Annotated in this window: 13 protein-coding genes; 6 read left to right on the top strand and 7 right to left on the bottom strand. The window is 59.3% G+C overall.

The annotated features are described in order from the left end of the window. Positions 1-36: 36 nt before the first annotated feature. The 6 genes from EDC30_RS05975 to gpmA all read right to left on the bottom strand — a co-directional run bounded on the left by EDC30_RS05975 (position 37) and on the right by gpmA (position 6,710). Complete coding sequence (locus EDC30_RS05975) at positions 37-969, bottom strand: bile acid:sodium symporter family protein (protein ID WP_207907220.1); 933 nt, start codon at positions 967-969, stop codon at positions 37-39. 67 nt (positions 970-1,036) lie between these two features. After that, a complete protein-coding gene (locus EDC30_RS05970) occupies positions 1,037-1,795 on the bottom strand; it encodes a HesA/MoeB/ThiF family protein (protein ID WP_132257892.1) in 759 nt (252 codons plus the stop codon). 199 nt (positions 1,796-1,994) lie between these two features. Then, positions 1,995-2,834, bottom strand: coding sequence for a DMT family transporter (locus EDC30_RS05960; protein WP_132257891.1), 840 nt, complete (start codon positions 2,832-2,834; stop codon positions 1,995-1,997). Between the two features lie 154 nt (positions 2,835-2,988). Next, complete coding sequence (locus tag EDC30_RS05955) at positions 2,989-4,467, bottom strand: S41 family peptidase (protein ID WP_132257890.1); 1,479 nt, start codon at positions 4,465-4,467, stop codon at positions 2,989-2,991. Positions 4,468-4,470: 3 nt separating this feature from the next. Further along, entirely contained in the window at positions 4,471-5,829 is a 1,359-nt protein-coding gene (locus tag EDC30_RS05950; RefSeq protein ID WP_132258145.1) for a murein hydrolase activator EnvC family protein, read from the bottom strand. A 134-nt stretch (positions 5,830-5,963) separates the two neighbouring features. After that, a complete protein-coding gene (gpmA, locus tag EDC30_RS05945; protein ID WP_132257889.1) occupies positions 5,964-6,710 on the bottom strand; it encodes a 2,3-diphosphoglycerate-dependent phosphoglycerate mutase in 747 nt (248 codons plus the stop codon). 135 nt (positions 6,711-6,845) lie between these two features. Between gpmA and EDC30_RS05940 the strand changes: the two genes are divergently transcribed. From EDC30_RS05940 to EDC30_RS05920, 5 genes are all read left to right on the top strand, one after another. After that, a complete protein-coding gene (locus EDC30_RS05940; protein ID WP_132258144.1) occupies positions 6,846-7,247 on the top strand; it encodes a rhodanese-like domain-containing protein in 402 nt (133 codons plus the stop codon). Positions 7,248-7,281: 34 nt separating this feature from the next. Next, positions 7,282-7,545 (top strand): glutaredoxin 3, encoded by a 264-nt coding sequence (gene grxC, locus EDC30_RS05935; protein WP_132257888.1) that lies wholly within the window; start codon positions 7,282-7,284, stop codon positions 7,543-7,545. An 81-nt stretch (positions 7,546-7,626) separates the two neighbouring features. Next, complete coding sequence (secB, locus tag EDC30_RS05930) at positions 7,627-8,133, top strand: protein-export chaperone SecB (protein WP_132257887.1); 507 nt, start codon at positions 7,627-7,629, stop codon at positions 8,131-8,133. Between the two features lie 69 nt (positions 8,134-8,202). Further along, on the top strand, positions 8,203-8,649 hold the full coding sequence (locus EDC30_RS05925; RefSeq protein ID WP_132257886.1) for an SH3 domain-containing protein: 447 nt from the start codon (positions 8,203-8,205) through the stop codon (positions 8,647-8,649). Between the two features lie 33 nt (positions 8,650-8,682). Then, positions 8,683-9,690: an NAD(P)H-dependent glycerol-3-phosphate dehydrogenase gene (locus tag EDC30_RS05920; protein WP_132257885.1), complete on the top strand. Its 1,008-nt coding sequence runs from the start codon at positions 8,683-8,685 to the stop codon at positions 9,688-9,690. Between the two features lie 144 nt (positions 9,691-9,834). Here EDC30_RS05920 and EDC30_RS05915 read toward each other — a convergent pair whose 3' ends face one another. Next, positions 9,835-10,170 carry a cupin domain-containing protein gene (locus EDC30_RS05915; protein WP_132257884.1) on the bottom strand — a complete coding sequence of 112 codons (336 nt, stop codon included), beginning with the start codon at positions 10,168-10,170 and terminating at the stop codon, positions 9,835-9,837. A 410-nt stretch (positions 10,171-10,580) separates the two neighbouring features. Here EDC30_RS05915 and EDC30_RS05910 point away from each other — a divergent pair, with 410 nt between their 5' ends. Next, positions 10,581-11,882: an extracellular catalytic domain type 1 short-chain-length polyhydroxyalkanoate depolymerase gene (locus tag EDC30_RS05910; protein WP_132257883.1), complete on the top strand. Its 1,302-nt coding sequence runs from the start codon at positions 10,581-10,583 to the stop codon at positions 11,880-11,882. Positions 11,883-12,003: the final 121 nt, after the last annotated feature.

The following is a 12,003-nucleotide window of genomic DNA, read 5'->3' as shown; positions in this document are numbered from 1 at the left end:
TTGGCCAGTCGGTGGATGCCGGCTGGTCTTTTTTATTTACGTCGGCCGGGCGGCAAAGCGCTTGGCCAGCACCGCGCACACCATCAATTGAATCTGGTGGAACAGCATCAACGGCAGCAGCATCGGCCCGATAGCGGCACTGGCAAACAGGACTTGCGCCATCGGCACGCCGGTAGCCAGGCTTTTCTTGGATCCCGCAAACAGGATCGTGATGCGGTCTTCGATATTGAAGCCAAGGCGTCTGGCAAGAAAATACGTCAGCCCCAACACCAGCGCCAGCAACAGTGAGCACGCCAGTAACAGGGCAGCAAATTGCGTCAGCGGCAGCTTCGCCCAGAGTCCTTCCACCACGGCATGGCTGAATGCGGTATACACCACCAGAAATACCGAGCCCTGGTCGACATTCTTCAGCCAGGACTTGTTCTTATCGATCCAGGCGCCGATCCAGCGCCGCGCCACTTGTCCCGCCACGAACGGCAGCAACAACTGCACCATGATCTTGCCGACCGCATCTCCCAAAGAATGCCCATGCATGTCGCCGCCGATGAGCAGCATGACCAGCAGCGGCGTCAGGAAAATCCCGATCAGGCTCGACGTGGCGGCGGAACAGATCGCCGCCGGGATATTACCGCGCGCCATGGATGTGAAGGCAATCGCCGATTGCACGGTCGCGGGCAGGGCGCACAGGTACAGCATGCCGACATACAGCTCCTGGCCGATCAGTGGCAGCAGCACGGGCTTCAATGCCAGGCCAAGCAAAGGGAACATCAAGAAAGTGCAGGCAAACACCAGGGCATGCAGGCGCCAGTGCGACAGGCCGGCAATGACCGCCTTGGTCGACAGCTTGGCGCCATGCAAAAAGAACAGCAGGGTAATGGCGGCATTGGTAAGCCATCCCATGTAGACGGCGAACTGTCCGCGCGCCGGCACTACGCTTGCCGCCACGATGATGGCAAGCAGGATGAGCATGAAATTGTCTGGTAAATAGCGAGGGCGGACCAATTGAATTCCTTTACAGCGTAACGACAGGCGTCGTTCAGGCCGGGTTTTGCGGATGACACACGAGGCAGTGATCGTTGCGGGTGATGCCGATGCTGCTCCATTCCATGCTGCGGGCGTCGAGCATCAGCAGGCGGCCGGCGAGGGATTCGCCGATTCCGGCGATGAGTTTCAGGGCTTCGGCCGCTTGCATGGCGCCGATGATGCCGACCAGCGGCGCAAACACGCCCATGGTGGCGCATTGCACTTCCTCGAATGGCTGGTCGGGCGGGAACAGGCAGGCATAGCAGGGCATGTCGCCGCCACGCGGATCGAATACGCTGATTTGCCCATCGAAGCGGATTGCCGCGCCCGACACCAGCGGCACGCGGTGCGCCACGCACGAACGGTTGACGGCATGGCGCGTCGCGAAGTTGTCGCTGCAGTCGAGCACCACGCTGGCAGCGCGGACAAGTTCGTCTAGACGTGCGCCCTCGACGCGCTCAGCGACCGTGGCGATGCGCACTTCCGGATTTATCTGTCGCAGGGCCAGTTTTCCCGATTCCACCTTGGGTTGGCCGATGCGTTCGGTCGTGTGCAGGATTTGCCGCTGCAGGTTGGTTAGATCGACTTCATCGTTATCCACCAGCGTCAGCGTGCCGATGCCGGCCGAGGCCAGATACAGGGAGGCCGGCGAGCCCAGGCCGCCTGCGCCAATCACCAGCGCATGTGCAGCCAGAATTTTTTCCTGACCTTCGATACCGATTTCATCGAGCAGGATATGGCGGGAGTAACGTAACAGCTGTTGGTCATTCATTGCATGGGTGCGGACTGATACAGACCGATAGTGTCGCATAATCCACGTGCTTGCGGGTTTGCCCGCTGTCTCCGCTATAGTGCGCTCAAGCCGGGATGCCGCGCACGACGACGCTGCCGGCGCCGATAACTGTTTCACCGCCAATGGTGACGCCCGGGCCGAACAGCACGTGATCGCTGATGCTGACCTTGGTTACGTATTACAGCCTTCTGCGAGAAAGAAATAGAGCGATCCCGCCAAGCACCGCGGCCGATGCGATGACCAGGCGCAGCGTCATCGACTCATTCAAAAACATGATGCCACCCAGGGCGGCAATGACCGGCACGCTGAGCTGGACGATCGCCGCCGTCGTGGCCCGCAGCGCGGGCAGGGCGGCGTACCAGATGGCGTAGCCCGCGCCTGACGCCAGCGCGCCGGAAGCAGCCGCGTACCAGAGCCCGGTTTCGTCGAGATTGGTATCGTTAAGCATGAAGAGACTCAGCGTCGCCGCAAACGGCACGGCGCGCAGGAAATTCCCCGCCGTGACCCTAGTCGGGTCGCCGGCCCCTTTGCCGCGCAGCGAGTAAATGCCCCAGGCGATGCCCGCGCCCAGCATCAGGAGCGAGCTTGCCAGCGGCGGCGCTGAAAGGCCGGGCAGCAAGAGCAGGATTAATCCGCCAAGGGCAAGGGCCATGCCTATCCCTTGCAGCAAGCCTAAGCGTTCTCCCTTCCACAAGCCGTGGCCGATCATGGTCGCCTGCACAGCGCCGAACAGCAACAGCGCGCCGGTTGCCGCTGGCAGGCTGACGTAGGCAAATGAAAAGCATGCTGCGTAGGCAAACAGCGCAAGGGCGGAAAGCCAGTTGCCTTTGCCGGCAAGGGATGAGGAATGCAGGCGAGCGGCCAGCCAGAGAACCGCGGCGCCGGCAACGATTCTGACGATCGTAAAGCTTGCCGAGTCGATGCTGGTGTGGCGAAGCGCGGCCCGGCAGAGTAAGGAGTTGCCCGCAAATGCCACCATTGCAATGACAGTCAGCGTGATGATGCGGATGCGAGGCATGGAAGTCCTCAGTCGTGAAGTGGAACTCCGAGGGGGCTAAGCGCGTGCTGATAACATAGCATAAGCAGGCTATGGACCTGTGCTGGCGCACAAGCCAGCGACATAAAACAAAAGGCCGCATCGCTGCGGCCTTTTCTCTTTCGATCAATGACGATTATTTCTTCTCGTCATTTTTTTCATCTTTCTTTTCATCCTTGTTTTCGTTGATCGTGTTTTCTTTTTTGCTTTCTACGACCTTGTTCTTCGACAGTTGCACCGGCATGCCCTTCAGATGATTGATGGCCTGAACCAGCTGGAAGTCTTCCTTGCTGCCGAATTCCAGCATCTTGCGCTTCTTGGCAAGGGCCGCCAGGCGCTGTTCCTCTTCCAGTTCATCGATCACGTTCTTGGTGCTGGCCGGGACTTCCTTATCCTTGTCGTTACGCAGATGCTTTTGCAGATCCGCTTCGTGCAGGCGCAAGCCGCTCAAGACATCGCCATCGGCATATTCATCCACCATCAGGTCGGGGACAATGCCCTTGGCCTGGATCGAGCGCCCGGTCGGCGTGTAATAACGCGCGGTAGTCAATTTGACCGCAGTATCGGAAGTCAGCTGGCGGATGGTTTGCACCGACCCCTTGCCGAAAGTTTGCGTGCCCATGATGGTGGCGCGCTTGTAATCCTGCAGCGCGCCGGCGACGATTTCCGAAGCCGAAGCCGAACCGGCATTAACCAGCACGACCATCGGCACTTTCTTGACCGCTTCCGGCAGCTTGGCCAGCGGATCGCTCAGGGTGCGCGAAGCATAGAATTCGCGGCGTGCGTAGAACGTCGCCTTCGAATCCGGCAACTGGCCATTGGTCGAGACGACCGCCACGTCCTTCGGCAGGAAGGCGGCGGACACGCCGATCGCGCCCGGCAGCAAGCCGCCCGGATCATTGCGCAGGTCGAGCACCAGACCTTTCAGCTTCGGATCTTCGGCATAGATGGCGTTGATCTTCTTCACCATGTCATCCACGGTGGGTTCCTGGAATTGCGACACGCGCAGCCAGGCATAGCCGGGTTCGACAATCTTGGACTTGACGCTCTGGACGCGGATTTCCTGGCGCGTGATGGTGACGATGATCGGCTTGTCCTCATCCTTGCGGGCGATGGTCAGCGTGATCTTGGTATTGGGCTCGCCGCGCATGCGCTTGACCGCCTCGTCCAGGGTCATGCCCTTGACCGGGGTGGTATCCAGACGCGTGATCAGGTCGCCGGCTTTCAGGCCGGCCTTGAATGCCGGGGAATCCTCGATCGGCGAAATCACCTTGACGTAGCCGTCTTCCATGCCGACTTCGATGCCGAGGCCGACAAACTTGCCCTGGGTGCCTTCGCGCAGCTCCTTGAAGGCCTTTTTGTCCAGATAGGCCGAGTGCGGATCGAGCGATGCCACCATGCCGGAAATCGCCTCGGTCAGGAGTTTTTTATCCTCGACAGGCTCGACATAATCGGTCTTGATCAGGCCGAAGACATCGGCCAAGGTACGTAATTCCTCCAGCGGCAGCGGTGACGCGGCATTTTTTTGCGCCATTGCCTCGAATTGGAGCGAGCCGGCGACACCCGCCAGGATGCCAAGGCCGATCAGGCCGAAATTCTTCAGTTTACTGCCCATTTTTCACCTAAGAGAAATCCAGTCAAGGGGATCAAAAGCGCGGCCTTGATGCCGCAATTCAAAGTATAAACCCGATTGTTCGAGGCCGCCGCTATTACCGGCATTGGCAATGATCTCGCCCATGCCGACAGCGTCGCCACTGCGCTTCAATATTGCCTGATTGTAGCCATAAATGCTGAGGTATTGATTGCCGTGATCGACAATGATCAAATTGCCAAAACCTCGCAGCCAGTCGGCGAATACCACGCGTCCGGGCGCGATTGCCCTGACTTCGGCGCCTTCGGGAGCGCCGATAAACAAGCCTTTCCAGGCTGGGCCGTCGTTGCGCTTGCTGCCGTACTTCGCCAGCAGTTCCCCGCGTACCGGCAAGCGCAACTGACCACGCAAGGAAGCAAATGCCCGGCCATTGCCGCCACCTTGGACAGGAGCTTGCGGCGTGAGTTCATTACGGCCATAAGATTTTGTCGGCGGCTCATCGTCGTCGATGGCATCCGGATTATGATTTTTCTCAGGCGACTTGCCGCCTTTCGCGGCATTTTTTGCCTGCTGCGCCGCGCGTTTTTCCGCTTCGCGCTGAGCCAGGCGCCTGCGCTCGGCTTCTTCCTCGCGGCGCTTGCGCGCCTCGGCTTCCGCTTTCTGCTGTTCTTCGATCAATTGTGACAGGCGATTAACCAGGCTGCCCAGCCGCTGCTCGTTGCGCTGGATGCTGTCGGCTTGCTTGCGTTGCGCGGTCAACTTGTTCGAGAGTTGGGCCAGTATCGTGGCGCGCTTGGCCTTTTCCTGCTCCAGCACCTGTTTTTGCTGGGCTGCTTCCTGGGCGATTTCATCCAGCTCATCCTTGGCATTCTGCGCCTGTGCCTTGTTGGCCTCGATCTCGCGCAGATTGGATTGCAGCGACTCGAGCAACTTGGCCTGCGCCTGCGACACGTAACCCAGGTAGCGCAGTTCGCGGTTGATGCGGTTGGGATTGTCGCCCGAGAGCAGCAGCTTCCAGTGGTCCTCGTTGCCCGATACGTACTGCTGCTGCAGCAGCTTGGCGAGCTGCTTTTGCTGCGCATGCACGGTCTGGGCCAGTTTCGCCTGTTGCTTATCCAGTTCAGTCAGCTTTTGCCGGGTTTGCTGTTGTTCACTAGCGAGGTCATGCAAGGCGCGGTTGGCTTCCGAAATGGCACGCTCGGATTGCGCCAGGCTGTCGGCGGCATGTTCCTTCGCGCCTTCGGTCTGCTGAATGTCGCGCTTGAGATCATCCAGCTTTTTCTGCAGGCCGGCGCGCTCGCTTTCGGCTTCCTGTTTTTGCTTGGCGCGTTCGGTCAGCTTGCTGGCATGCGCGGGAAGCGCGCTGAGGCATAGCGCCACGCCCAGCGCCAGACCCAGCAAGCCCGGTGCGGCGGTCGATAGCGGCCAGCCTCGCTTCGTCGACGCGACAAGCGGGCAGGCCGCCGTCAGAAGACGGCGGCCTTTTACCTGATGCAGAAAAAAGCGGAACAATTGTCTTCTTACTTCGCCTTGCCCTGGCTGGCCACAGCTTTCAACGCGGCTTCGATGGCGTCGGCGTCGCCCAGGTAGTAGTGGCGGATCGGCTGCAGGTCGGCGTCGAGTTCGTACACCAGCGGCTGGCCATTCGGGATGTTGAGCTTGACGATATCTTCATCGCTCATCTTGTCGAGGTACTTGATCAGGGCACGCAAGCTATTGCCGTGCGCCGAGACCACGATGCTCTTGCCGGATCGGATGGCCGGTGCGATCTCCTCGTTCCAGTAAGGGATGACGCGTGCCACGGTATCTTTCAGGCACTCGGTCAGCGGAATTTCCTCGCGCTTCAGGTCGGCATAGCGCGGATCGTTGTAGGAAGTACGGTCGTCGTTCGGATCCAGCGGATTGGGCGGCACGTCATAGCTGCGGCGCCATACCAGAACCTGTTCATCGCCGAACTTGGCGGCGGTCTCCGCCTTGTTCAAGCCTTGCAGGGCGCCGTAGTGGCGTTCGTTCAGGCGCCAGCTGTTTTTGATCGGGATCCACATACGATCCATTTCATCCAGCGCCAGCCACAGGGTGCGGATAGCGCGCTTCAGCACGGAGGTGTACGCGAGATCGAAGGAAAAGCCGGCTTCGCGCAGCAGCTTGCCGGCCTGGCGCGCTTCATTGATGCCTTTTTCAGTCAAGTCGACATCGGTCCAGCCGGTAAAACGGTTTTCCAGATTCCAGGTGGATTCGCCGTGGCGCATGAATACGATTTTGTACATGGTTTTTGATCGAAATAAAAAAAGAAAAGGGTCGGGTGGAGCAAGCCTGCCACGAAAAAGCTAATTTCCAGTGGCTTTCCTGCTTCTATTTTATAATGGCGGGATTACTTAACACCATTCTTGCCCTCGATTACCGTGAAATTCATCATCGATAACATCTGGTTGTTCGCCGTTCTGCTGGTTTCCGGCGGTGCGCTTCTCTGGCCTCACCTGCAAACCCGTGGCCGCAAAGTCACGCTGCTCGAGGCCACGCAAAGAATCAACCAGGGCAAGACCGTGGTGCTGGACGTCCGCAGTGCCGAGGATTTTGCCAACGGCCACATTCGCGGCGCCCTCAATATTCCCTTGCAAGATTTGCCCAAGCGTGTGGGCGAGCTGGAAAAATCCCGCGCCAAGACGATCATCGTCGTGTGCCAGTCCGGCGTGATGTCGGCCAAGGCCAGCGCCCAGCTCGACAAGGCAGGCTTCAAGGATGTGTATAGTTTGACTGGCGGCCTGACCGCATGGCAGGGCCAGGGGCTGCCGGTTGCCAAATAAGGCTAAACAAGCCCAAGTTAGGATTGGAGTGCATATGAGTTCGCGCGTCGTAATGTATAGCACTGGAGTGTGTCCGTATTGCGTGATGGCCGAGCGCCTCTTGAAGGCCAAGGGCGTCGACGACATTGAGAAGATCCGCGTTGATCTCGATCCGCAGCAGCGCGCGACGATGATGGAAAAGACCGGCCGCCGCACGGTGCCGCAAATCTACATCGGCGATACGCATGTCGGCGGCTTCGACGACCTCTCGGCGCTGGACCGGCAAGGCAAGCTGGATGAATTGCTGCGCGGCGCCTGAAGGCATACCAGGAAATAATTGATTCACCCTTAAGCGGAGGATGCCTGGCATCTTCCACTTTTACTTTTACAAAGGCATCCCATGTCCGAAGAACAAAACCTGCAACCCGTTTTCCAGATCCAGCGCGTCTACCTGAAAGACCTGTCGCTCGAGCAGCCTAATTCCCCGGCAATCTTCCTGGAGCAGGATGCCCCGGCCATCGAAGTGTCCGTGGATGTCGGCGCCGAGCCGCTGGCTGAAGGGATTTTCGAGTCGACCGTGACCATCACCGTGACTGCCAAGGTCAAGGACAAGGTGGCCTTCCTCGTCGAAGGCAAGCAAGCCGGCATTTTCGAGGCGCGCAATATTCCGGCCGAACAGCTCGACCCGCTGCTGGGCATCGGTTGCCCAAACATCGTGTATCCCTACCTGCGCGCCAATATCGCCGACGTGATCACCCGCGCGGGCTTCCCGCCGGTGCATCTGGCCGAAATCAATTTCGAAGCGTTTTACCAGCAGCGCCTGCAAGCGCTGGCACAACAGCAAGAGCAGCAAAACGCTGGCGGCTCGGGCCTGGTCATGCCTGACGGTACCGCTGCCAAACACTAAGTCGAGATTGTCTGCGGCAGGTGCCGGAACAGGCGGGCAGCCTGCCGGCATCTTTGTGGGAGGAGTTTCATGAGAATCCTGCGCTACATGCTTGGCGCGGCGGCCCTGTTGGCGGCAACTGCCGGCGCACAGGCGCTCGAATTCAAATCGGTCGGCGCAGCGCCGGCCATCCTGTACGACGCGCCTTCGCAAAAGGGGCGCAAGATGTTTGTCGCCCCGCGCGGCATGCCGGTCGAGATCGTGCTGACTTATGGCGAGTGGACCAAGGTGCGCGATGCCAGCGGCGACTTGGCCTGGATCGAATCGAGCCAGCTGCAATCCAAGCGCATGCTCGTCGTCAAGGCAGCCAATGCCAAGGTGAGGGCGATCGCTGACGATGCCGGCGTGGCGGTATTCCATTGCGATAAGGGTGTGCTACTGGAATTCGTAGAGGCCTTGCCCGGCGGATGGCTGAAGGTGCGCCATCGCGATGGCCAGGGCGGCTTTGTCAAGGCTGCCGAGGTATGGGGCGAATGAACGGCTTTTCCCTTTTCGATGGCGGGCGCTGACATGCGTATTTCCATACTGGGCGCCGGCGCTTGGGGGACGGCGTTAGCCATTGCCCTCGCCGAGCGTCATGACGTCGTGTTGTGGGGCCGTAGCGAAGACGCGATGGCGCAAGCTGCCCGATCCCGCGAGAACACCGCTTACCTGCCTGGCCACCCCTTGCCCGCTGCGCTCAAGGCGACCGCCGATTTTTCTCTGGCGCTTGATCATGTGGCGCAGGGCGACGGCTTGCTGATCGCCGCCACTTCGGTGGCCGGGCTGCGGCCTTTGGCGCAGCAATTGCAAGGCAAAGCAATCCCCAACCTGGTTTGGTTGTGCAAGGGACTGGAAGAGGGGAGCGGGCTGCTGCCGCACCAGGTAGTGCGAGAAGTGCTGGGCACCCAGTTGCCGGCAGGCGTGCTGTCCGGTCCTTCCTTTGCCCAGGAAGTGGCGCAAGGCTTGCCCTGTGCGCTGGTGATCGCTGCCGAGGATGCGGCTCTCCGCGAACTGGTGGTCGCGGCCGTGCATGGTCCGGCGATCCGTGTCTATTCAAGCGATGACGTGGTGGGCGTCGAGGTCGGCGGCGCGGTCAAGAATATCCTGGCGATTGCCACCGGCATCCTCGATGGCATGAGCCTGGGGCTGAATGCGCGTGCGGCGCTCATTACGCGCGGCCTGGCGGAGATCACCCGTCTCGGCATCGCCCTTGGCGCCCGTGCCGAAACCTTCATGGGACTGGCCGGTGTCGGCGACCTCATTCTCACCTGTACCGGCGATTTGTCGCGTAACCGTAAAGTCGGTCTGGGACTGGCTCAGGGCAAGCCCCTGGAGACTATCGTCACGGAGCTTGGTCACGTCGCAGAAGGTGTGCGCTGTGCCGCTGCCGTGCGCAATCTGGCGCAGCAATTGCAAATTGAGATGCCGATCACCAATGCCGTCGCCGGCATTCTTTTCGATGGTCATTCTCCTCGCGCCACGGTCGAGCAACTGCTCGCCCGCCATCCACGCGACGAATCGATTTCCGCTTCCTGAGCCTTTCCGTGGTTGCGCCGCATGCGTGGCGCAACGCTCCTTGGCGCGCTTGTCTGCATGCTGAGACCAAGTCGCGGCGACGAAGACAGCACGGGCATACGGCAAGGAGTCGCAACGCCGCAAGCAGCATGTCGATCGTCGCGCTTACGCTTCGTGCTTCATCAATATCGTGACCAGCAAGGAAGAATCTTCCTGAGCATGCAGGGCATGCACGACCCCGCCTTCAAAGTACACCAGGTCGCCGGCACGCATTAACTGCGTGTTGCCATGCGAAGTCAGCTCCACGCTTCCTTCGATACACTGGATCGTGCATTCCCCCGGCACGCGGTGCTCGGGCACGGTTCTCCCGGCTGGCAAAACCATGTGCATCAATTCCAGGCCTGAGGTTTTCAAGATGGCGCGAGAAGGTGCCGACGTCAGCTGGCTTCCTAGCGGACGGACATCGATCAATTGGCCGGAACTCGCGTGCGGTAGGGCCATAAGATTCTCCAAAAATATTCAAATCGATAAAGGGTAATTGCCAAGGTGCTTGCCAATGCAGCATAGCAAGCCAAAGGCTGCTCATGCTGAGAGCTGACAAACTTTTCCGACTTCATGGTGGAGTGCTACGAAAGGTCAAAATTCCTTGAAAACAGAGAGAAAACAACATCCAGGGCAATTAACAATCGTTTGCAAAACTTATGCAGAAATTAATTGCTAACCGAAAATTAGAGGATCATATTTATTGCAACAGGGAAACAAAATGCAGCAAAAAAATTAAGTGTTTCCCGCGTTGATGGATGAAAGAAAAATAAGAAGCAACCACCTCCCAGCGGGTGGCAAAGGAAGAGCTGGAAAGCGCAGTCGGCAGTTCATTCCAACTAATAAGTTCAATACCGGAGACAAGAATTATGAGAAACACTTTGAAGGCCGCTTTCAAGCTCGGCGTCATTTCTGCAGCATTGCTCGCCCCGTTTGCCACCCAGGCTGCCACCGCCGGGCCAGGCGCTTGGTCGAGCCAGCAAACCTGGGCGGCCGATTCCGTCAATGGCGGCAATCTGACCGGCTTTTACTATTGGCCGGCCACGCAACCGGTCCATGCCAACGGCAAGCGCGCGCTGGTGCTGGTCTTGCACGGCTGCGCCCAGACCGCTTCCGGCGACGTGATCAACAATGGCGACAATGGCTATAACTGGAAAGCCGCCGCCGACCAGTATGGTGCCGTGATTCTCGCACCGAATGCCACCGGCAATGTCTCCAGCCAGCACTGCTGGGATTATTCCCGCACCAGCCATAGCCGCAGCACGGGCCACGAATACGTGCTGCTCGACTTGATCAACCGTTTCAAGAATGACCCGCAGTATGAGATCGACCCGAACCAGGTATATGTGACCGGCTTGTCCTCGGGCGGCGGTGAAACCATCGTGCTGGGTTGTATCGCTCCGGACGTGTTCGCTGGCTGGGCCTCCAATGCCGGCCCGACTCCAGGCACCACCACGCTGCAAATTGGCGCCGTGCCGTCTGGTTATACCGCCACCAATGCGAAGAATAATTGCCTGTCGCTGGCTGGCAGCAACTCCAGCTACTTTTCCACGCAAATTGCCGGCGTCGTTTGGGGCACCAGCGATTTCACGGTCGCTCCAGGGTACAACCCATTGATGATGGATGCGATGCGCCAGATTTACGGCGGCACCTTCACCAAGCAAGCCAGCACGTCAGTAGCAACCGGCGGCACCAACACGACCTACAAGGACAGTAGTGGCCGGGTGCGTACGCATGAATTGTCGGTCAGCGGCATGAGTCATGCCTGGCCCGCGGGCACTGGCGGACAGAACACCAACTACGTCACTAGCCAATACGTGAATTATCCGCTGTTCGTGATGGATTACTTCTTCACCAACAACATCCGCGCAGGCAGCGGCGGTGGAACGACAACCACCACGGCAGGAGGCACCACTACTACCACTGCCGCCGGCACGACCACCACCGCGGCCACCACGACCACTACCGCCTCCAGCACGACCACCACGGTAGCGGCGACTTGCTACACCTCCAGCAACTATGCGCATGTGACGGCTGGGCGGGCGCATAACAGTAGCGGCTATGCCCTGGCCAACGGTTCGAACCAGAATATGGGGCTGAACAATACCTTCTACACCAGCACGCTCAAGCAAACCAGCCCTGGTTATTACGTGATCGGTACCTGCCCGTAAGCAGGCACGGGTAGACGGAAGCGGGGCAGCCGACGGCATATCGTTTGGCTGCCTCGAATGGCAGGGAGTCAGTAATAAAAAAAGCGGATCGAATCAGATCCGCTTTTTTTATTGGACAGCA

Source organism: Paucimonas lemoignei, assembly GCF_004342585.1.
In the GTDB taxonomy this organism is placed as follows: Bacteria; Pseudomonadota; Gammaproteobacteria; order Burkholderiales; family Burkholderiaceae_D; genus Paucimonas; species Paucimonas lemoignei.
Note: the sequence above shows the minus strand (reverse complement) of the source record. Positions and strands in the feature narration are given on the sequence as shown.